Genomic DNA, 20,940 nt, shown 5'->3' on the forward strand with positions numbered 1-20,940 from the left:
TTGCCCCGGAGGCACGCGTTTCTATGCTGACAGGGCAACAGGGGAACGGCGGTGCGCATGGGTCAGTACACGGCAGGGCGCCATTTCGTTTTTGTCCTCGACGAGGGGTTCACGATGCAGGCGTTCTCGTCGGCGGTCGAGGTGTTGCGCCTGCTCGACCGGGTGCGGCCCGGCACCGGCTATCGCTACAATGCCGTCAGCCTGTCTGGAGGGCCGGTGGCGGCCTCGAACGGGTTTCGGCTGATACCTGATCTGGAGGTCGACGCGGTTCCACCGCGCGCGGTAATCGTGGTCGTTGCCGGGGTCCGGGCGGGACACAGCGCGGAACCGGCGCTGGCTGGGCGGCTGCGCGGCTGGGCGCGGCGGGGGCATCCGGTTTGGGGTATCTCCTCGGGCGTGGTGCGACTGGCGCAGGCGGGGCTGCTCGACGGGCGCCGGGTGGCCGCGCATTGGGAGGATGTCGCCTATCTGCGCGACAGCCACCCCCGGATTCAGGTCGGCGCCTCGCTTTTCGTAAGCGATGGTGACGTGATGACCTGCGCGGGTGGCGGGGCGGCGAGCGACATGATGCTGAGCGTTCTGCGCCGCGACCTGGGTGGCGAGATTGCCGACGAGATCGCCGCCCGGTTGGTGATCGACGCGGTGCGCGGTGGCGGCACCCATCAGCGTCGGGCATTGGACATGCGGTTCGAGACCCGCAACCGGGTCGCCTTTGCCGCGCTGCGCATGATGCGTGCCAACCTGCTGCCGCCCCTGCCGATCGCCGCCATCGCCCGCGCGCAGGGCGTGTCCGCGCGTCAGCTGGAGCGCGTCTTTGCCCGCGAATTCGGCAAGACCCCCAGCGCGCTCTATCTGGAATTACGGTTTCAGGATGCCCGCGCCGAGGTGCGCGACAGTCGCCGCAGCCTGACCGAGATCGCGCTGGATCACGGCTATAGCCCGGCGGGGTTTGCTCGCAGCTACCGGCGGCTGTTTGGCCTGTTGCCCTCCGAGGACCGGCAGAACGCCATGTCGGATTAGGTCACTTAGTATGTCGAATCAGGTCAGCATGAGCTGTGGAAACCGGTCTATTCTGGCACACATATGTGAAGGAGATCCGATGACCGCCCCCCTGATCATGGTTGCGCCCAATGGCGCCCGGCGCGGCAAGGCCGATCATGCTCGCCTGCCGATCACGCTGGACGAGATGCTGACCGAGGCGCGCGCCTGCCACGCTGCCGGTGCCGATGCGCTGCACCTGCATGTGCGCGACGCCGACGGGACCCATTCGCTGGATGCGGGCCGGTACCGAGAGGAGTTGGACGAACTGGCGCGCATGCTGCCCGATTTGCAGGTACAGATCACGACCGAGGCGGCGGGTATCTACAGCCCGACCGAGCAATATGCCTGCCTTGATGAGCTGCGTCCGGCCTGGGCCAGCGTCTCGCTGCGCGAGATCGCCCGCGACGCCGACCTGGCGCCGCGCCTCTATGCGATGGCCGCCGATCACGGAATCCGCTTGCAGCATATCGCCTATGATCGCGCCGATTTGGAGCTGTTGGCGCAAGGGCTCGCGGCAGGGATCATCCGCCCCGAGCAGGACGAGGTGATCTGTGTGCTGGGCGCCTATGCGCCACCGCGCGCGGGTCACCCCGAGGAACTGGCCACGCTTGCCCCGGCGCTTGTCGGCCTGCGGTTGGGCTTGTGTGCCTTTGGTCCGAAGGAACAGGCCTGCCTTCTGGTGGGCGCGCGCGCGGGCGCCGAGATCCTGCGCGTTGGTTTCGAGAACAACTTGCTGTCGCCCGATGGCACCCCCTGGCCCGACAATGCCGCCGCGGTGGCATCCCTGCGGCATCATCTGGAAAGGAAAGCGGCATGAGCCATGTCTTCCCCCGTCACTGCCACGCGCAACTGCCCACTGCCGTGGGCGGAGAGGGCTGTTACCTCATAGACAGCACCGGCAAGCGCTATTTCGATGCCTCGGGTGGGGCGGCGGTGTCCTGCCTGGGCCATTCCAACGACCGCGTGAAACAGGCGATCAAGGATCAGGTGGACCGACTGGCCTTTGCCCATACCGGGTTCTTCACCTCGGACCCGGCCGAGGACCTGGCCGATCTCTTGATCGCCAACGCGCCCGAGGGGATCGAGCGGGTCTATTTCGTCTCGGGCGGGTCCGAGGCGGTCGAGGCCGCGATCAAGCTGGCCCGGCAGTACTATCTGGAAGTGGGCCAGCCCGAACGGCGTCACCTGATCGCCCGGCGGCAGAGCTATCACGGTAACACGCTGGGGGCGCTGGCGGCAGGCGGCAATGCCTGGCGGCGGGCGCAATTCGACCCGCTGCTGATTGGCGTCAGCCATATCGCGCCCTGTTATGAATATGCCGAACGGGCCGCGGGCGAGAGCCTCGTCGACTATGGCCGCCGCGCGGCGGACGAACTTGAGGCCGAGATCCTGCGGCTTGGCCCCGAAACGGTGATGGCGTTCATCGCCGAGCCGGTGGTGGGGGCCACTCTGGGGGCGGTGCCGGCGGTCGAGGGTTATTTCGCCCGCATCCGAGAGATCTGCGACAAGTACGGTGTGCTTCTGATCCTGGACGAGGTGATGTGCGGCATGGGGCGCACCGGCCATCTCTTTGCCTGCATGGGCGAGGGAGTGCGGCCCGACATCGTCACCATCGCCAAGGGGCTGGGCGCTGGCTATCAGCCGGTGGGCGCGATGTTGTGTTCGGGGGCGATCTACGAGGCCATCGCAGGCGGTTCGGGCTTCTTCCAGCACGGACATACCTATATCGGCCACCCGGTCGCCACCGCCGCCGGGCTGGCGGTGGTGCGGGAGATGCTGGAACACGACCTGCCCGCGCGGGTGCAGGCGCTGGGCGGGGTGATGGAGGCGGCGTTGCGCGCCCGGTTCGACCAGCATCCGCATGTTGGGGATATTCGTGGACGGGGCCTGTTCTGGGGTGTGGAACTGGTGTCGGATCGGGGAGAAAAGACTCCATTCGATCCGGCCCTGGGTCTGGCCGGCAAGATTAAAAAGACCGCCGTTGCCCATGGCCTCATCTGCTATCCGATGCCGGGTACCCGCGACGGGCGCCATGGTGACCACGTTCTGCTGGCGCCGCCGTTCGTCATGGAAGCGACGGATGCCGAATTGATTGCCGAGCGGTTGGCGGCGGCGATCGAACAGGTGTTGCCGTAGCCAATGCCAGAGGTAACAAAACATTGTCGCCGGTTCGGCGACAATTGCTGTGAGGAATGACAGCCAGTGGCAAGTAATCTTTGGCTTTTGTCGCAAATTGCGCAAGACTGGACAAAAGCTGTGGGGAATTCGTGATGATCAAAGTCGTTGCCAGCCTTGTTGTCCTTGGGTTTCTGACCGCCTGTAACAACCCGATCCGACCGCTACCGGCAGAGTTGGCGGATCGGAAACCGGCTTGCGCGTCGGGCGACTATTCAACTTGTTCGGACATCGGCCATGCGGTTCGGGATCAGAGCGTTGGGTCCGAGGTCTACCCGATCGCCCAGCCGCCCAAAACCTATGTGATCTCGCAACCTATCATCGATTGAGCGGGCGCAGGAATTTAAGGAAATTCCTGCATCCAGCGCCTTGAAAAGGCGCTGGAACACGATTTGGGACAAATCGTGGAAACAAGGTTTCCATGAAACCTTGTCCGGTGGTCAGCTCCGCACGCCCGCGAAACGCTGTTGCCAGCTCTCGCGATCCTCGTCGCTGATTTTGGCGAAGAGGACCTCGGGTACCGTGAAGGCGTGACTTGGCGCCAGCGCGTTCAGCGCGGTTGCGATATCCTCGGGCCAGCTGTCGTCGTCGGTCTGCATCGCCTCGAGCATCCGCGCCGAGGCGGCGGGGATGAAGGGCGCGCTGAGCACCGCATAGAGCCGGATCAGGTTGAGACCCAGCCGCACCTGTGCGGCCGCCTGCACCGGATCGGTCTTGAACAGGGTCCAGGGCGCCGCACTTTGCAGGTATTCGTTACCTGCGGCCCAGATCGCCCGCAGCTCCTGCGCCGATTTGCGGACCTCCATCGCCTCCATATGCCCCTCATAGGCGCGCACCCGCGTCGTCAGTTCCGCGATCAGCGCCTCTTCCTGCGGGCCGTATGCGCCACCCACGGGCACCTCCTCGCCGAATTTCGAGCGGCAGAACTTGGTGATGCGGCTGACAAAATTGCCCAGCACATCCGCCAAATCCTTGTTCACACTGGCCTGGAAATTCTCCCAGGTGAATTCGCTGTCGCTGTTTTCCGGCGCATGGGACAAAAGCCACCAGCGCCAATAATCCGCCGGCAGGATTTCCAGCGCCTGATCCATGAACACGCCGCGGCCCTGCGAGGTCGAGAATTGGCCGCCATCGTAGTTCAGGTAGTTGAAGGATTTCAGGTGATCGACCATCTTCCATGGCTCGCCCGAGCCGATCAGCGTGGCCGGAAAGCTCAGCGTATGGAAGGGTACGTTGTCCTTGCCCATGAACTGCACATAGCGCACGTCATCCGCGCCCTTGTCGGTGCGCCACCAGCGTTCCCATTCCGCGTCGCTCTTGCCATGCGCCTCGGCCCATTCGCCGGCGCAGGCGATGTATTCGATGGGCGCGTCGAACCAGACATAGAAGACCTTGCCCTCCATCCCCGGCCAGTCCTGCTCGCCCTTCTTGACCGGGATGCCCCAGTCCAGATCGCGGGTGATGCCGCGATCCTGCAAGCCGTCGCCGTCATGCAGCCATTTCTTGGCGATCGAGGTGGTCAGCACCGGCCAGTCGGTTTTCGAGTCGATCCAGGCGTCGAGCTGGTCCTTGAGCGCCGATTGGCGCAGATAGAGGTGCTTGGTCTCGCGCACCTCCAGATCGGTGGAGCCTGAAATGGCCGAGCGCGGCTCGATCAGGTCGGTCGGGTCAAGCTGCTTGGTGCAGTTCTCGCACTGGTCGCCGCGCGCCTTGTCATAACCGCAATTGGGGCAGGTGCCCTCGATATAGCGGTCGGGCAGGAAGCGGCCATCGGCATTGGAATAGACCTGCCGCTCGCTCACTTCGCGGATCAGGTCATTCTCGGCCAGTTTGCCCGCGAAATGCTGGGTCAGCTTGTGGTTCTGCGGGCTGGACGAGCGCCCGAAATGGTCGAAGCTCAGGCCAAAGCGGCGGGCGATATCGGCCTGCACCTGGTGCATCTCGGCGCAATATTCGGCCACCGGCTTGCCCGCCTTGGCGGCGGCCAGTTCGGCGGGCGTGCCGTGCTCGTCGGTGGCGCAGAGGAACATCACCTCGTTGCCCCGGCCACGCTGATAGCGCGCATAGAGATCGGCGGGCAGCTGCGAGCCCACCAGATTGCCGAGGTGCTTGATCCCGTTGATATAAGGGATCGCCGAGGTGATCAGAATACGTGCCATTGTCCCACTTCCGCGAAAATCGTCTGCGGTTCCTTTAACCCAGCCGCGCAGGCTGAGAAATCCCTCTTTTCGCCCTTACCGCTCCTCGCGCTCCTCACGCGAACGTTTCTGGAGCCGACCGATCGTGAACGAGGTGCGCGGCGCAAACACGTAATTGGTGCGCGCTTCGGGCGTCGGACGGGCCCGCATCCGGGTCAGGCCAAAGCCGATCAGGAACAGATGCGCGAGGGCGATCAGGGCGAACAGGGCGGGCGGGCCAAAGCCTTCGATCAGGGTCGAGGCCAGATAGGGCGCGGCGATGGCCCCCAGCGCGTACCAGAACATCAACGCCGCCGACAGCTCGACCCGTTGCTCGGAGGTGGCGAAGTCGTTGGCATGCGCCGCCGAGATCGAGAAGATCGGGAAAGAGGTAAAGCCGAACAGTCCCGCCGCCAGCATAACGCCCAATGTGCCGGTGCCGCCCGCCGCCGCGATCACGCCACAGGATCCCATTGCCGCGACAGAGATCCAGATCAGCACCCAGCGGCGGTCGTATTTGTCGGCCAGCCAGCCGACTGGATACTGCGCCGCAACCCCGCCCAGCACGAAGGCGGCCAGGAAAAACGCGATCTGGTTCACCGCCAGACCCACTTCTTGCCCATAGAGCGGCCCCACCATGCGGAACGAGGCCGAGCTGACCGCCGACACGATCACACCAGCCACCGCCAGCGGCGAGCAGAGCCAGGCCAGACCGGGGCGCAGGCGCGGGGCGCCCGGGGTCTCGGGCTGGCTGGCCTTGGACAGGGTCAGCGGCAACAGCGCGGCACAGCACAGCACCGCCAGCAGGTTGTACGAGACGTAATGGGCCGGTGGCAGCACCGCGATGATCAGCTGCGCACAGAGCGAGGCGCCGGAATCGGCAATCCGGTAGGTGCCCATGGCGCGGCCCCGGATCTCGTTGGTCAGTTTGGCGTTCAGCCAGGCCTCGATCACCGTATAGCAGCCCGCGACACAGATACCTGACGCGATCCGCATCATCGCCCAGGCATAGGGGTTCTCGGTCAGGGTATGGCCGATCAGGCCCATCGCTCCCAATGCGGTGCAGGCGGCAAAGGCGCGCGAATGCCCGACCGACCCCATCAGGCGCGGCGCCCACCAGCAGCCGATGAAGAAGCCAAAGAAATGCGCCGAACCCAGCATACCGATCTGGGCCTTGGAAAACCCCAGCGTGATGCCCGAAATCGCATCCAGCGGGCCAACGCCACCCGTCGACAGCTGCAAGAGGATGACCGAGAGAAACAGGGCGGCAAAGGAAATGACTGTTCGCATGGGATCGGGTGATATCCGGGCAGGGGACCTTGGTCCGTCGATTTACCGACGATTCGCCGTCGGATACGAGTGCAAATGCCCCTTGTGTTCCGGTTTCAGGCCGGAACCGCCTGACCGCGGGGCCGCGAGCGGAGCATGAGCCACAGGATAATCGCGATGTTCAGCCCGTTCCAGATGATGCCGTTGACGAAGGCGAGTGTATAACTGCTGGTGACGTCGTAGATCCAGCCCGACATCCATCCGCCCAGGGCCATGCCGAGGATGGTCATCATCATCACGAAACCCACGCGTGCGCCAGCCTCGCGCGGGGGCAGATATTCGCGCACCACCAGCGCATAGCTGGGCACGATGCCCCCCTGGGCCAGTCCGAACAGGGTGCTGACCACGTAGAGCGGCACCAGGCCGTCATAGGGCAAGAACAGGAACAGCGCCGCGCATTGCAGGACCGAGCCCGCAAGCAGCGTCATCACCCCGCCCAACCGGTCGGCGACCAGGCCCGAGATCACCCGGCTAACCACCCCGCCAAGCAGCATCAGCGACAGCATCTCAGCCCCCACCGCCGGGCCATATCCCAGGCCGACGCAATAGGCGACGATATGGACCTGCGGCATCGACATCGCCACGCAACAGCCGATGCCGGCGATGCCCAGCAGGTATTGCAGCGCGCGCGGGCTCAGCCCGGCACTGCGCGCGTTCAACTGGGCGGTGGCGGCGGCGGTGCCATGCGCCTCTTCGGGCAGGCGGCGGCGCAGGACCAGCGACAGCGGGATCACAGCGGCCAGGGTGACCAGCGCCAGAGTCAGATAGACCGCCTGCCAACCCCGTTCGGCCAGCATGTCTGCCAGAAGCGTCGGCCAGACTGCGCCCGACAGGTAGTTGCCGCTGGCCACCAGCGCCACGGCAATGCCGCGCCGGCGCAGGAACCAATGCGAGATATCGGCGATAAGCGGCCCGAAGCCGACTGCCGTGCCCAGCCCCAGCAACAGATGCGCCGCCGAGAGCCAGAGGATCGTGGACGCCAGCGTGGCCAGCAGATAGCTGAACGCGCTCAAGAGCGCCGCCCCGATCAGTGCCCAGGTCACCCCCAACCGGTCCACCAGCCGGCCCAGCCAGAGATTGCCCAGCGCAAAGCCGATCATCGTCAGCGTATAGGGCATCGACGCCTCGGCACGCCCGGCGCCGAATTCCGTCTCGACAGCGGGCATCACCACGATCACCGCCCACATGCCCACATTGGCCACCGTGGCGATGGCCAGGGTGATCAGCAGACGGAACCAGGAATAGGCGCTGTCGTGAACCGGGTGAGTCATACCGGCACGCTAGGGGCGGTTGCGCGCCAAGACCAGTGACAAATTCGGGATCGGTGCGGTCGCAACCGGGCGAAAAGCAACAGGTGAGAATCTCGGCAACCTTTGGTAGCATTTCACCATTGAAATCATCCCTGGCCCAATCTCGCCGGGGAGCCGCAGTTTGAACACGCACTTTTCAGCAGACGGAGGCACAGATATGGCCGGAACTCGCAAGGATATCGCCAAACTGAACGGACCCTGGTCCGACGAAATGCTCTGGTACGCCCGCGCGGTGCGCGCGCTGCAGGCCCGCGCGCCCGCCGATCGCACCAGTTGGTGGTATCTGGCCGCCATTCACGGCATAGACATTCCCGGCTGGGTGCAACAGGGCATCGTGCCCTCGGCTGGCGCCCTGCCGCCGCAGGGCGAGCAGGACCTCGTCTTCAACCAGTGCCAGCATGCCGGCTGGTTCTTTCTACCCTGGCACAGGGGCTATCTTGCTGCTTTCGAGGCCATTCTCGACGCTTGGATTTCGGCTCAGCCCGGGGGTCCGCAGGACTGGGCGCTGCCCTATTGGAACTATCTCTCGGACAGCAATCCGAACGGCCGGGCGATCCCACCTGAGTTCCTCGACCCGACCCTGCCCGATGGCAGCGCCAACCCGCTGTCGCAGGTGCGCCGAAACGGCATGCAGGTGCTGGGGCCGCAGCCCTGGTTTCCGGGCGATATCAGCCTGGCGGCGCAGACCCGCAGCTTGCCTTTTACCGCCGCGCCGGGGACCGAGGGTTATGGCGGCGCGATCAGCGGTTTTGCCCAGCAGGGCAGCCTGACCGGCGCGGTCGAAGGCGATCCGCATAACCGTGTCCACGTGATGGTGGGCGGGGTGCAGCCGGTGGCGGGCTGGATGAGCGACCCGGACTATGCCGCGCTCGACCCGATCTTCTGGATGCATCACTGCAATATCGACCGGTTCTGGGCGGCATGGATGAGCGACCCGGCCAATGTGCAAGAGGCGAGTGGCGCCTGGTCGAATGGGCCGTTTCCGCGCCAGTTCCTGATGCCGAACCCGGCTGGCGGCGGCGATGTGTTCCTGCCCGGCCAGACCCTGCCCGGTGGTTCGCTGGCTCCCGATTATGATAGCCTGCATGATGGCACCGGTATTGCCCAAGTGGTGGCCGGTGGCCCGGTGACGGAGGGAGTGATGATCACGTCCGGAGGGGCGGGCAGCTCGGCGCTGCTTGGCTCGAACACTGCGCCGCTTCGTGTCGCGGCAACACCCGCCACAACCGAGATCGCGATCCCCGCCAGCGCCGCGACCGAGTTTGCCGCGCCGCCGGGCCTGGGCCCGGAACCGCGGCTCTACCTGAACCTCGAAGGCGTGCGCGGAGCGGCGGCGGCCGGTGTGCTGCAAGTGCATCTGCGATTGCCGGGCGAGGGGGGCGGGCTGCGGCTGGCCGATACCGTGGCGCTGTTCGGGCTGGGCAAGGCCAGTTCCACCGAGGGCGTGCATGCGGGCAACGGCCTGTCGCTGGCGATCGACATCACCGACCTCGCGCGCGAGATACAAATGGCGGCCCCCGGCGCGCTGGAGCGTCTAACGGTCGAGTTGAGTCAGCCCGGAGCACCCGAAACAGAGATCACGGTCGAGCGGGTCAGCCTTTATAGGCAGGAAATGGGATGATTCCCGTGCCATTGCGTGCTGTCGCGGCGCATCTGCGGTTGGGACCGATGCCCTGGCTGCTGGCTCTGGCTGTAACGGCGCTGGGCATGTCGCTCTTGCTGCCCGCCGGGCATGGGCTGGTCGAGCTCTGTGGTCGGCTGTCGCTGGCCCAGCTCGCCGATCCTGCGGCGCGGGCGTTGCTGCTGCCCGCGCCGGGGCTGTTGGTCGGGGGCTGGGTGCTGATGGTGCTGGCCATGATGCCGCCACTGATCTCGGCGCCATTGGCGCATCTTTGGCAGAGCACGGCGCGCGCCGAACACGGCGTGGCAGTGGCGCTGTTCGCGCTGGCCTATCTCGTGGTCTGGAGCTTGGCGGGGCTGGTGCTGGTGCCGCTGGCGCTGCTGCTGGCCAGCGGCCCGGCGGCCTTGCCACTCTTGCTGGGCGCGGCGCTGATCTGGAGTGCTTCACCCCTCGCGCAGGCAGCACGCAACCGTTGTCACCGGATGCGTTGGCTGCCCGCGGGGCGAGTCCGTGCGGCCCGCGCCGCGCTGGATCACGGGCTGGCGCATGGCGGCGCCTGCCTGGGCGCGTGCTGGCCATGGATGCTGGTGCCCCTTGCGGTGCAGGGCGGACATGGCGCGGCAATGGTGCTGGTGGCAGTCTTTCTGCTGGTCGAGCGGGCCATGCCAGCGGCACCCGCGCTGTGGAGGGTGCCGCCCGGCATTGTCGCGTTGTACGGGCTTGCGCCGTCTCAATCGCGCCTTCTCACCGGTCTGCGCCGGTTTTGACCTGGCCTTTGTGTCGGGCGGGTTCGAAGAGATACCCCCTACGCCTCGAACCCGTCCGTGAGTGAGTGGTGGTTGTCACCTGAGGTTTACACTAGCATAGGCCGCGGCACGTGTCGGCGTGCAGGGGTATAGGCTTTTATACAAAAGTATAGGTATTTCAGGTGACCTGACGTCAGTTCGTCGTGACCGTCTGGCGCAGCTTGCCGGTGGTCTTGTCAAAGATCAGTATACGCTCGTCCTCGGTCACCACGGCGAACCAGTTGCTGCCGATGGTGACCGCCACGGCGCGGGCGCCGTCGGGAAGCTCGACCTGATCGGGCAAGGTGGGGGTGCGGTCGCTCAGACGGATGACAATCAACGCGAATGTCACTAGAACCCCGCCAATCATCACCGCGGTCAATGCCATGACCATGCGCCGCAGCAGTTTCAGTTGCGGGGTTTCCTGCGGTATCGAGGGATCGGAAGGGGCGGTCATGGATAAGGCCAGGCTGGAATTTGTCATCTCGGCGGCACCGCCGCCCCGCCTTGATAAGGCGCTTTCGCGGGATGTGCCAGAGGAGGCGGCGCTGTCGCGCACCCGGTTGGCGCGGCTGATTGCCGAGGGCGCGGTCAGTATCGACGGGCAGGTGGTCACCGACCCCAAGGCGCGCGTCGCCGAGGGCGCGCAGGTGGCCATTGCCCTGACCGAGGCCGAGGAGAGCCATATCGCACCCGAGGCGATCCCGCTGGTGGTCGTCTACGAGGATGACGACCTGATCGTGATCGACAAGCCCGCCGGCATGGTGGTGCACCCGGCGCCGGGCACGCCTTCGGGCACGCTGGTCAATGCGCTGCTGGCCCATTGCGGCGACAATCTGTCGGGGGTGGGTGGGGTCAAACGGCCCGGTATCGTGCACCGGATCGACAAGGACACGAGCGGCCTTCTGGTAGTGGCCAAGAGCGATGCCGCCCATCACGGTCTGGCCGCGCAATTTGCCGCCCACAGTGCCGAACGGCATTACACCGCTCTGTGCTACGGGGTTCCCGACGGCAGCGATCCGCGCCTGCGCGGCGTCAAGGGCGCCAGTTTCGAACCGGGCAACATCCTGCGCCTGACCACGCAGCTGACCCGCCACCCGACCGACCGCCAGAGGCAGGCGGTCGTGTTCCATGGGGGGCGGCACGCTGTGACGCGGGCGCGGGTGGTCGAGAGCTTTGGCCAGCCCGCTGCCGTGTCGCTGATCGACTGCTGGCTGGAAACCGGACGGACCCATCAGATTCGGGTCCATATGGCCCATGCGGGCCACGGGCTGCTGGGCGATCCGGTCTATGGCGGGCGGCGCAAACTGTCCCCACGCGCGCTGTCACCCGAAGCGGTCGAGGCCATCGGCGCCTTTCCGCGCCAGGCGCTGCATGCCGCTTTGCTGGGGTTCGAGCATCCGATAAGCGGTGAAAAATTGAGCTTTTCCGCGCCTTTGCCGGAGGATCTAGAAACGCTGATCGAGGTGCTGCGCCGAGCCTGAAACACTTCGCACGGCAAGGTGATGGGCGAGGTCTCACATTTTCTTAATCGAAGCTTAATTTCGGTATCGTAGCCCTTGACCCTTGAATGGGCAAAAAAGGCGACCCATATCCTATGTTAAGTCCTTAAACATTTGGGAGGGACATTGATCATGGCGAATTACACCACCCTGCCGGCCCCCACGCCCGAAGGCGGCCTGAACCGTTACATGCAGGAAATCCGCAAGTTCCCGCTGCTGGAGCCGGAAGAAGAATACATGCTGGCCAAGCGCTGGGTCGAGGAACAGGATGCCGAGTCGGCCCACAAGATGGTCACCAGCCACCTGCGGTTGGCCGCCAAGATCGCCATGGGCTATCGCGGCTATGGCCTGCCCCAGGCCGAGGTGATTTCCGAGGCGAACGTAGGCCTGATGCAGGCGGTGAAACGGTTCGACCCGGAAAAGGGCTTCCGCCTGGCGACCTATGCCATGTGGTGGATCCGTGCCGCGATCCAAGAGTATATCCTGCGCTCGTGGTCGTTGGTGAAACTGGGCACCACCAGCGCCCAGAAAAAGCTGTTCTTCAACCTGCGCAAGGCCAAGGCCCGTATCGGCGCGCTGGAAGAGGGCGATCTGCGCCCCGAGAACGTCGCCCGCATCGCCCATGACCTGGGCGTGAGCGAGGATGACGTGATCAGCATGAACCGGCGTATGTCCGGCGGCGATGCCTCGCTGAATGCCACTGTCGGATCCGAAGGCGAAGGCACGATGCAATGGCAGGACTGGCTGGAGGACGAAGACGCCGACCAGGCCGCAGATTACGAGGCGCGCGACGAGTTGGAGGCGCGGCGCGAATTGCTGGCCTCGGCGCTGGATGTGCTGAACGAGCGTGAAAAGGACGTACTGACCCAGAGGCGGCTGATGGACCAGACCGTGACGCTGGAGGATCTGAGCGCGCAGTACAATGTCAGCCGCGAACGCATCCGCCAGATCGAGGTGCGCGCCTTTGAAAAGCTGCAAAAGCGCATGCGTGAATTGGCCCGCGAAAAGGGCATGCTGATCCCGGCCTGACCGGCCCGCAGGTGAGTATTTATGGCGGAATGAAGAGAGGGGCCCGGCGGGGCCCTTCTTGTTGTGCGTTCTCTAAAGAGGGCGCGATGTCGTCATGCGGCGAGGCAACCAGACCCGCTCGCCCGTCAGGGCTTACCGCAGCCGGGCGCGCAGGACGCGGACCATGTTGTCGCCCATCACCTTGCGGACCTGATCCTCGCTCACGCCAGCATCCAGCAGCGCCGATGTGAGCGCCGCCAGTTCCGAGGTGTCGAAGGCGGTTTCCACCGACCCGTCATAATCGGACCCCAGCGAGACATGATCGGCGCCCACCGTCTCGATCGCCTTGACGATCATCTTGGCGATGCCGGTGGGGGTGATGTCGTCACAGGCGACCTCGGCCCAGTAGCCCATGCCGATCACCCCGCCGGTGGCGGCGATCTCGCGCATCAGGTCGTCGGGATAGTTGCGTTTGACCGGGCAATGGCCGTGCAGCCCGCCATGGCTGACCACCAGCGGCATGTCTGTCATCTCCAGCACGTCGCGCGCCACCTGCTGGCTGGAATGGGCCAGGTCAATGATCACCGGACGGCGGGCCAGCTCGGCGACGACCGCGCGGCCGAACTCGGTCAGGCCGGTATCGGCCTCGCCATGCAGCGAACCGCCCAGCTCGTTGTCGAAGAAATGTTGCAGCCCATAGACCCGGTGCCCGGCGTCAAAGATCGGGTCGAGATTGGCAAGATCACCTTCGAGCGGATGCGCGCCCTCGATCCCCAGGATGCCACCCACGATTGCCTCGCCGCGCGCCTTGGCGGCGAGCACTTCTTCCAGATCGGCGGCGGTCTTGATGATCTTGAGGCGCCCATCGGCGGCGGCCTCGACCTTGTGCAGTTTTTCCGCCTGCCAGATCGCCCGTTCGCGCAGGCTGGTCCAGGTGCGCAGCGGCCAGAGCTGGCCCACTGCCAGCAGGGTGATGTTGTCGAACGCCTCGGCCGAGTTGCTGTCATAGTTCTGCCCGGCCGGCGATTTGGTAACGGCGGTAAACACTTGTAGCGCCACGTTGCCCTCGATCAGGCGAGGAACATCGACCTGGCCGCGGGTGCCGCGCTGGCTCAGATCGCGGCTCCAGAGCAGCGGATCGGCATGCCAGTCGCCCACGATCATCTCCTTGTGCAGAGCAGCGGCCTCCTCGCTCACCGGATAAGGGGCATGCTCGATCACGTTGTTGGACGTGTCCTCGACATATGCAGGCAGAAAGCCGAAGAACACGACCGCCCCGGCAACCGCCGCCAGCACCAGCAGTCGCACCGCCCATTTCAGAACCTTCCGCATGATCAACTCTCCCTGATGCGATCTGGCGCCAGCCTAAGCGTCGAATATGTCAGGGCAAAGACTGACCCTGCGTCTGGTCGGGCAGAGTTGCATCGTCGCGTGGCCGCGCTAGGATGATGGTCCCAAGGGAGGAGCGATCATGGCCGGAGGCTGGGCCCGCGACGGCGCGGTGAGCGAACAGATCGAGGCGTCGATTTCGGACGAGCTGGCGCGGATGCAGGCGCGCCGCGCACCGGTGGGCGAGAGCCTGACCCATTGTGCCGAATGCGAAGAGGAGATCCCCGAACCGCGCCGACAGGCGATACCGGGGGTGAAGCTGTGCCTGGACTGTCAGCAGGAGCGCGACGGCGCCGTCAAGCTGCGCGGGGGCATCAACCGGCGTGGGTCGAAAGACAGTCAGCTGAAGTGATCCGGGTACACCCGGCAACGGCGGACGATCCGGCAGAAACTCCGGACGGGCTGGCATTCCAACACAGAACGGTCTGAGGCAATCGAAGGTGGCGGAGCCGGCTTGTCATAAGCCGCCGCTCGGCGGACCCGGTCAAACATTGGCCGCGCCGTCCGACCGACTACCCTGGACAACCTTGTGAGGACAATCATGACCACAATCGACCACCTGAGCCTTGGCGTGCCCGACGTGGCGGCAGCGCAGACCTTCTACACCGAACTGTTGTCGAGCCTCGGCATCAGCTGTCTTGCCTCGGGTGAGGGGTTCGCCGCCTACGGCAGAGAGCGCGTCGCGTTCCTGTTGCTGTCGCCCTTTGACGGCGGAGCGGCCAGCGCGGGCAATGGCGCGCATGTCGCGTTTGCTGCCCCGAGCCGCGACGCGGTGTCGGCCGGTCATGCCGCCGGGCTGGCGGCAGGCGCGACCGACGAAGGTGCGCCCGGTCCGCGCGAGGCTTATCCGATGCCTGGGGTCTTTGCCGCCTATCTGCGCGACCCATGGGGCAACAAGCTGGAGATCGTGCACGGTGGGTTCTCAGGCTGACCCCGTGCGGCACGGCACCTGCTGTCGTGCCGCATCACCCGTCAGTACGCGTGTTCCCGCGTGATCCGGCGCAGGTCGCGTCGCAGGCTGCGTTCCTGCGTCGGTGTCAGGCCGGACCCCTTCTGCCACGGCTTTTCCTCGAAGATGTCGGAAAACAGGTTCCCGTCTCCACTCTCCAGGCTGGCACCATCGAAATAGCGCTCAAGCCAATGCCAGGCGCTGGCCAGGATCTCGCGACGGGTTCGACGCCAGGGCTGGTTGTGTCCGGCGGTGACCGCGACGCTGACCACGATCGCGCTTGTCTCGGGTGATTGTTGTCCGGCGAGGCTGAACCGAAGTTTGACGCGGGCGGACACGCGGGCCTCGTCCTCGTCGCGGCTGGTCCCTAGAATGGCTGCGCGCTCGCGATGGATATCCATCACCATGCGGTCTTGCCCGCCTCGGGCATCGCCGTGTGGGATTCGCAATCGGGGGCAGCGGCCACTCTGGATGGCTTGCGCGTGCGACCGACCAAAGTTCGGCGCAGAAAAAGCCCGGCGCTCAGGAGTACGATACATTGCCGGATGGCCACACTTTCGGTCAGCGTGAATGCGACGAGGACGGCAAGCAGCGCAATCCCGATCAGGATACGGCGGCGCCGGTTGCGCACATACGCCGCTCGCGCCGCATCCGTCGCGTCGCATTCGACCGGAACACGCGGCTCTGGAGGGGGCTGTTTCCAGCCCGCGACTAGGGCCAGAGCCAGCCCGCAGATGAACAGTGTCAGCGAAACTGCAAGGTAGAGTATGAGCGCCACACCGATCCCCTCGCCCAGCACGAGCGCAACCACTCCGACGCAGGCCCCGGCCACTCCGCTGCCAACCGCAAGAAGCGGGGCTGCCCCGGACGGAAGCAGGTCGCCATGCTGACCTGCCTGTGGATTGTTCGTGCCGTCAATATGACGGCGCGGGTCCGGTGCATGAATCCTGTCTTGTTGTCTCAGCATGGTACGATCTCCTTGTTCGACAGTCCGTGCCCCTCGAGTGTCTGGAGAAGGACAAGCGCCTCGCGCCGGTCGGCCACATAGCGGGCGGTCGACATCCCCGACGCTCCGGTTGCCCGGTCCAGATCGGGAAACAGGGTGAGGATCTCTGCCCGGGTCGCGTCGCAAAGGGTCGACCAGCCTACCTGGCCGGGATGAAAGCTCTCGCTCCAGGCGCCTTCGGACAGGATCAGTTCGTGCTGATCGAACAGCATATGAAAATATTGCACCTCGCCCGGTGGGTCCTGGGTGATGCCCTTGCCGCCGACCAGGAACTTGGCGGGAACCAGAACCTCGGACTGGCCCAGAAAGAACTCGACCATCGGCCCCATCATCAGAACCCGGTGATTGGGCGAGACCCGCAGGTCGCGGGTGTTCTTCAGCACGCCCGCGCGAATGCGGACCGGGGCGATGCCGGGATGCGCATCGCGTGCGGTGCTGCCGATCCAGCGGATGCGCTGATAGCCCCGGTCGCGGGTGATCACCCGGTCGTCCGGGCGCAACTTCTCGACCGGGATCTCGCCCGCGGCGGTGGCGATCAGCGTGCCCCGGCAGAAACAGGTCACGTTGGTGGTATCGAAGGTCAGTTGGCCGGGATCGACCGGCGCGCCGCCATTGCTGAGCGTCAGACTGTCATTTGCGGCCCATCCCGCGGCGGTGTCGTTGAGCACACCATCATCGGCGTGATCCGCGCGCAGCCATTCCAGCGGGTTACGGATCACACTCGGGTCGATCTGGCCGCTCGAAACGGCGGCGTCATAGTTGGCCTGATTGTAGAACCCGCTCAGATTGACGAAATCGTTGTTGGTCTGGTCGCCATCACCGATGGGGCCGCTGCCAAAGCCGAAATCCCCGATCGTGTTGTGACCCCGCCCAATGAAGAAGAGATCGTTGCCCTCGGAGCCGAACACAAGATCGTCCCCGCCGCCATCGAAGATGCTGTCATTGCCGGTGCCGCCAACCAGGGTATCTGCCCCACCGCCGCCGGCCAGCGTGTCGTCCCCGGCACCGCCCACGAGCGAATCCCTGCCAGAATCGCCAAGCAGCGTGTCGTTGCCGTCCCCTCCGGACAGGGTGTTGTCCCCGGCACCGCCGCGCAGGGAATCATTGCCAATGCCGCCCAAGATCGAATCGTTGCCATCGCCGCCGCTCAGCGTGTCGTCGCCGGCCTGGCCAAACAGAAAGTCATTGCCGATACCGCCAAGGACGGAGTCGTTGTCTGCGCCGCCGTCCAGGGTGTCCGCGCCGGAACCGCCATCGAGCGTGTCATTTCCCCGACCGCCGATCAGCAAGTCGTCGTCAGCCTGGCCAAGCAGAAGGTCGTTGCCATCGCCACCGTCCAGGGTGTCAGCGCCCGAGCCGCCATCGAGCGTGTCGTCTTCGCCGCCGCCGATCAGCGAGTCGTCGCCATCATTACCAACGAGAAGGTCATTGCCCAGGCCGCCATCGAGCGTGTCGTTTGCGGTGGAAAGGCGCGGCGCGACAATCGGGTTGGTGTCGAAGGACAGCGCATAGACGACGCCGTCGTCCGAGAAGTTCGTCTTGACCAGCACGAGGTCGATGCGGCTGAGCGGTACCTTGAAGGTCAAGGTCAACTCGGTATTGCCGGTGACCGCGATGGAGTTGCTCGTGCTGACGATCATGCCGGACGCGCTGATGACATAGACGCCCGCGCCATCGAATTCGACATCTCCGGATGCGACGGCCGCATTCAGGTCGAGCACAGTGCCGTCGACCGAAATTGTCAGTCCTTCCGGGCTTTCCAGCCGATTCAGCACGATCCGCGCGCCGGCAGCCTGCGATGAGGCGACATGGGAGTGAGTTTCCCGGGATCCGATCCCGGAGATATTGAAAGTGTTGCCGAGAAAAAAGCCGTTGCTGATGGCACCGGACGAGATGAAGGTCACATTCCCTGTGTCAGAGTTTGTCGTCACCCCGAAATCCGCTCGGCTGTTCACGCCGTCCAAGACTTGGTTGGCCGAGGTGACCTGTTGATAGACTGGTGACAAAGGGTCGGCGCCGATGCCGCCGTCCAACGAATCCGCGCCCAGCCCGCCCAACAGGCTGTCGGCGCCGGCGCCGCCGTCGATCGAGTCGTCTCCATCGCCGCCCAGCACCGTGTCGTGGCCACGCCCGGCGTCGACCGTGTCGTTGCCGCCCTGCGCGTCGATCCGGTCATCATCGCTTTCGGGCAGTTCACCATTCAGGCCGCTGGCATCGAGATTGTCGACCAGATCGCCATCGCTGTCGCCGAGATACCTGCCATCGATCAGGTCCGCCGCGCCGGTGCCCGATACGGTTCCGTCCGAAAGCACTCCGTTTGGATCGATCGCGGAAAAGTCCTGTGGAAAGCTCAGGGCGTTCAGGTCGGTCTCGGAGTATAGCTGCCTGCCGGTCAGTCGCAGGGTCGCGATGGGCCGCATTGCTCCGTCAAGCGTCCGGAATGGCGCGATAGCGTCGCTGTCATCCGCCGCAACCGCATAGAACAGGTCGCCGTTCGACAGGGGTATCAGGGTGCCCCCTGTGACGGTCTGGAACCGGCCATCGGCAAAGGTTACCTGTACGGCGGATGACAGCACGCCCGTGATGTCCGCTGTCACCGGGCCGCCATCAGGCGCGCGATAGGTCAATGCCATCGTCGCCTCCCCGGCCTGGGGCGCGGCGTTCGCCGACACCGGCACATATCCGGCAGGTTCGAACAGCGTACCGCCCAGACGGGTCGGCACGGTTTCTATCCCCCGGTCGGGCATGGCTGCACCGAGGTAAAGCCAGATGGAGTCTTGCATGTTCAGTGATCCCTGTTTGCCCCCCAGCGAGCCAGTGCCGATCGGGACACAACCACCACCCGCGTGGGGTGGCACCGCATTCGGAACCATCGGCACTGACGTCGCTGACGCGGTCTGAGCCCCCACCCAGTGCGCCTGCGGGAACACTAGGCAGCGGCCGTGGCGACGGCAGCGCTGTTGTCACGAGTGGTGGAAACGATGGCGTTTCGTGTCATGAAACGTGGTGCTGTCACCGTTCATTATCGGGAACGGTGGAACGGTTCTGACGGTGGGTGGCTGGTGGATGGAATCGTCTCAAACGAACGTGACTGGTATGTCATCGGCAGATGATTATCTAAGCGGATCAGTGAGGTAACGAGCACGCAACGCAACAGACACAACAATGGAACCGGTCGGGGCATGTGCCTGTCGTGACCGGGTTTCGCTCAGGTCGACCATGAGTCCGCAGAAACCGCTGACCCTTCATTTCCTGAACGGTGACAGCATCTCGCTGGCGCACCGGGATGCGGTGACGCTTATGACATGTCCGGTCGGCGTGTTCATCGTGCTGTTCTCGGCCACCATTGTCCGCGTCCTGAATATCTCGCTCCTGAACCTGCCGACGACGTTTCCCCAGACCCTGATGCTGAGCCTGGGTCTGGCGGCCGCTCTGTGGGTGGCGCTGCTCTATCTGAGCCTGACGCTGGTCTGGCTGGCGCGGGTGATGAGACATGCAATCGCGCTGCCGGTGTCGCTGATCGGCCTGACCACCAATCTGCTCAGCGATTTCACATTGCTTTGGTCCGCGAGCGGATCATTCGATCCCGGCATGTGGGATGCAGCCTCGGTGTCCCGCGCCGTGCTGCTGGCCTACGCGATCCATCTGGGTTTCGAGTTCCTGTTCGCCGCGCTGGTTCTGCCGAAAGCCCGCGCCCGGCTGACGCGGCAACTGCCCGCCGATGCAGAGAGGGGCGATGGCGCCCCACCTCCTGCGGACGACGCGGCACCGCGCGCGCAGGGACCACATGTGATCCTGGATGGAGAGACAGTTCCGGCGAATGCGATCAAGCTGGTCGAGGCCGACGAACACTATGTCTTTGTTCACCATGACGGCCGCAAGACCCATGTGCGCGAGAGCTTTGGCGCGCTGGTCAGGGCGCTTGATCCGGCGGCGGGGATGCAGGTGCACAAATCCTACTGGGTGGCCTTCGACCATATCCAGCAGGTGAGGCCCAAGCGGGATGGCGGCTTGCGACTGATCCTCAAGGACCAGACCGCCATTCCCGGTGCCAGACGCCGCGCCCGCGCCTTTCGCGAGGCATATGGCAAGCAGCGGCGGCTGCGCGCGCCGCGCCAGGACGAGGTGCAGCATTGAGCCGCGGCGCGGGGCTGGAAACCGGCCCCTGATGGATCAGTTGTCCTCCATCGCCTCCAGTTCGTCGATCATGTCCGAGATCATGCTCAGGCCCTTGTCCCAGAACTTGGGGTCGCTGGCATCGAGGCCAAAGGGCGCCAGAAGCTCTTTGTGGTGTTTGGAGCCGCCCGCCTTCAGCATGTCGAAATACTTCTCTTCGAACCCCTCGGCGCCCTCGGCGTAGACCGAGTAGAGCGCGTTCACCAGCCCGTCGCCGAATGCATAGGCATAGACATAGAAGGGCGAGTGCACGAAATGCGGGATATAGGCCCAGAAGCTCTCATAGCCCTCCATGAAGTCAAACGCAGGCCCAAGGCTTTCGCCCTGCACGCTCATCCACAGATCGCCGATATCCTCGGGCGTCAACTCCCCCTGGCGGCGGGCGGCGTGCAGCTTGCATTCGAAGTCATAGAACGCGATCTGGCGCACCACCGTGTTGATCATGTCCTCGACCTTGCCGGCCAGCAGCACC

At 64.9% G+C, this 20,940-nt stretch carries 20 protein-coding genes; 11 read left to right on the top strand and 9 right to left on the bottom strand.

What is annotated here, in order from left to right; genetic code table 11:
• The first annotated feature begins 57 nt into the window (after positions 1 to 57).
• From AC2FNA_RS15670 to AC2FNA_RS15685, 4 genes are all read left to right on the top strand, one after another.
• On the top strand, positions 58 to 1,020 hold the full coding sequence (locus tag AC2FNA_RS15670) for a GlxA family transcriptional regulator (RefSeq protein ID WP_496828070.1): 963 nt from the start codon (positions 58 to 60) through the stop codon (positions 1,018 to 1,020).
• 79 nt (positions 1,021 to 1,099) lie between these two features.
• Positions 1,100 to 1,858, top strand: a complete 759-nt coding sequence (locus AC2FNA_RS15675; RefSeq protein ID WP_496828072.1) for a beta-keto acid cleavage family enzyme — start codon at positions 1,100 to 1,102, stop codon at positions 1,856 to 1,858.
• On the top strand, positions 1,855 to 3,177 hold the full coding sequence (locus tag AC2FNA_RS15680) for an aspartate aminotransferase family protein (RefSeq protein ID WP_496828074.1): 1,323 nt from the start codon (positions 1,855 to 1,857) through the stop codon (positions 3,175 to 3,177). Before AC2FNA_RS15675 ends, AC2FNA_RS15680 begins: the two co-directional genes overlap by 4 nt.
• 134 nt (positions 3,178 to 3,311) lie before the next feature.
• Positions 3,312 to 3,545, top strand: a complete 234-nt coding sequence (locus tag AC2FNA_RS15685) for a hypothetical protein (protein ID WP_496828076.1) — start codon at positions 3,312 to 3,314, stop codon at positions 3,543 to 3,545.
• A gap of 111 nt (positions 3,546 to 3,656) precedes the next feature.
• On the opposite strand, the gene metG is transcribed toward AC2FNA_RS15685, so the two are convergent.
• From metG to AC2FNA_RS15700, 3 genes are all read right to left on the bottom strand, one after another.
• Positions 3,657 to 5,375 carry a methionine--tRNA ligase gene (gene metG / locus AC2FNA_RS15690; RefSeq protein WP_496828078.1) on the bottom strand — a complete coding sequence of 573 codons (1,719 nt, stop codon included), beginning with the start codon at positions 5,373 to 5,375 and terminating at the stop codon, positions 3,657 to 3,659.
• 75 nt (positions 5,376 to 5,450) lie between these two features.
• Positions 5,451 to 6,683: an MFS transporter gene (locus AC2FNA_RS15695; protein WP_496828080.1), complete on the bottom strand. Its 1,233-nt coding sequence runs from the start codon at positions 6,681 to 6,683 to the stop codon at positions 5,451 to 5,453.
• A 95-nt stretch (positions 6,684 to 6,778) separates the two neighbouring features.
• Complete coding sequence (locus AC2FNA_RS15700; protein ID WP_496828081.1) at positions 6,779 to 7,993, bottom strand: MFS transporter; 1,215 nt, start codon at positions 7,991 to 7,993, stop codon at positions 6,779 to 6,781.
• Positions 7,994 to 8,189: 196 nt separating this feature from the next.
• Between AC2FNA_RS15700 and AC2FNA_RS15705 the strand changes: the two genes are divergently transcribed.
• Positions 8,190 to 9,653 (top strand): tyrosinase family protein, encoded by a 1,464-nt coding sequence (locus AC2FNA_RS15705; protein WP_496828083.1) that lies wholly within the window; start codon positions 8,190 to 8,192, stop codon positions 9,651 to 9,653.
• A gap of 5 nt (positions 9,654 to 9,658) precedes the next feature.
• Entirely contained in the window at positions 9,659 to 10,420 is a 762-nt protein-coding gene (locus AC2FNA_RS15710; protein ID WP_496828085.1) for a copper chaperone, read from the top strand.
• A gap of 172 nt (positions 10,421 to 10,592) precedes the next feature.
• Here AC2FNA_RS15710 and AC2FNA_RS15715 read toward each other — a convergent pair whose 3' ends face one another.
• Positions 10,593 to 10,895, bottom strand: coding sequence for a DUF6476 family protein (locus AC2FNA_RS15715; RefSeq protein WP_496828087.1), 303 nt, complete (start codon positions 10,893 to 10,895; stop codon positions 10,593 to 10,595).
• Here AC2FNA_RS15715 and AC2FNA_RS15720 point away from each other — a divergent pair.
• Positions 10,894 to 11,922 (top strand): RluA family pseudouridine synthase, encoded by a 1,029-nt coding sequence (locus AC2FNA_RS15720; RefSeq protein WP_496828089.1) that lies wholly within the window; start codon positions 10,894 to 10,896, stop codon positions 11,920 to 11,922. The two genes, AC2FNA_RS15715 and AC2FNA_RS15720, sit on opposite strands and share 2 nt — an antisense overlap.
• Positions 11,923 to 12,072: 150 nt before the next feature.
• Entirely contained in the window at positions 12,073 to 12,969 is an 897-nt protein-coding gene (rpoH, locus tag AC2FNA_RS15725) for an RNA polymerase sigma factor RpoH (protein ID WP_234137885.1), read from the top strand.
• A gap of 132 nt (positions 12,970 to 13,101) precedes the next feature.
• Here the strand turns inward: rpoH and AC2FNA_RS15730 are convergent, their stop codons facing one another.
• On the bottom strand, positions 13,102 to 14,280 hold the full coding sequence (locus AC2FNA_RS15730; protein WP_496828091.1) for a dipeptidase: 1,179 nt from the start codon (positions 14,278 to 14,280) through the stop codon (positions 13,102 to 13,104).
• A gap of 139 nt (positions 14,281 to 14,419) precedes the next feature.
• On the opposite strand from AC2FNA_RS15730, the gene AC2FNA_RS15735 reads away from it, so the two are divergent.
• Positions 14,420 to 14,689 (top strand): DksA/TraR family C4-type zinc finger protein, encoded by a 270-nt coding sequence (locus tag AC2FNA_RS15735; RefSeq protein WP_496828093.1) that lies wholly within the window; start codon positions 14,420 to 14,422, stop codon positions 14,687 to 14,689.
• 189 nt (positions 14,690 to 14,878) lie between these two features.
• On the top strand, positions 14,879 to 15,268 hold the full coding sequence (locus AC2FNA_RS15740; protein WP_234144896.1) for a VOC family protein: 390 nt from the start codon (positions 14,879 to 14,881) through the stop codon (positions 15,266 to 15,268).
• A 41-nt stretch (positions 15,269 to 15,309) separates the two neighbouring features.
• Here AC2FNA_RS15740 and AC2FNA_RS15745 read toward each other — a convergent pair whose 3' ends face one another.
• Genes AC2FNA_RS15745 through AC2FNA_RS15755 form a run of 3 tightly spaced genes read right to left on the bottom strand, consistent with a single transcriptional unit; the run spans position 15,310 to position 19,075 of the window.
• Positions 15,310 to 15,693 carry a hypothetical protein gene (locus AC2FNA_RS15745; RefSeq protein WP_496828095.1) on the bottom strand — a complete coding sequence of 128 codons (384 nt, stop codon included), beginning with the start codon at positions 15,691 to 15,693 and terminating at the stop codon, positions 15,310 to 15,312.
• Entirely contained in the window at positions 15,687 to 16,253 is a 567-nt protein-coding gene (locus AC2FNA_RS15750; RefSeq protein WP_496828097.1) for a hypothetical protein, read from the bottom strand. The genes AC2FNA_RS15745 and AC2FNA_RS15750 overlap by 7 nt, the downstream gene beginning before the upstream one ends.
• Positions 16,247 to 19,075, bottom strand: a complete 2,829-nt coding sequence (locus tag AC2FNA_RS15755) for a Hint domain-containing protein (protein ID WP_496828099.1) — start codon at positions 19,073 to 19,075, stop codon at positions 16,247 to 16,249. Before AC2FNA_RS15755 ends, AC2FNA_RS15750 begins: the two co-directional genes overlap by 7 nt.
• Positions 19,076 to 19,511: 436 nt before the next feature.
• Between AC2FNA_RS15755 and AC2FNA_RS15760 the strand changes: the two genes are divergently transcribed.
• Positions 19,512 to 20,429 carry a LytTR family DNA-binding domain-containing protein gene (locus AC2FNA_RS15760; RefSeq protein ID WP_496828101.1) on the top strand — a complete coding sequence of 306 codons (918 nt, stop codon included), beginning with the start codon at positions 19,512 to 19,514 and terminating at the stop codon, positions 20,427 to 20,429.
• Positions 20,430 to 20,465: 36 nt separating this feature from the next.
• On the opposite strand, the gene AC2FNA_RS15765 is transcribed toward AC2FNA_RS15760, so the two are convergent.
• On the bottom strand, positions 20,466 to 20,940 hold a 475-nt coding region (locus AC2FNA_RS15765; protein WP_496828103.1), incomplete at its 5' end, for a M3 family metallopeptidase.

The organism is Ruegeria sp. YKSD163, assembly GCF_059612905.1.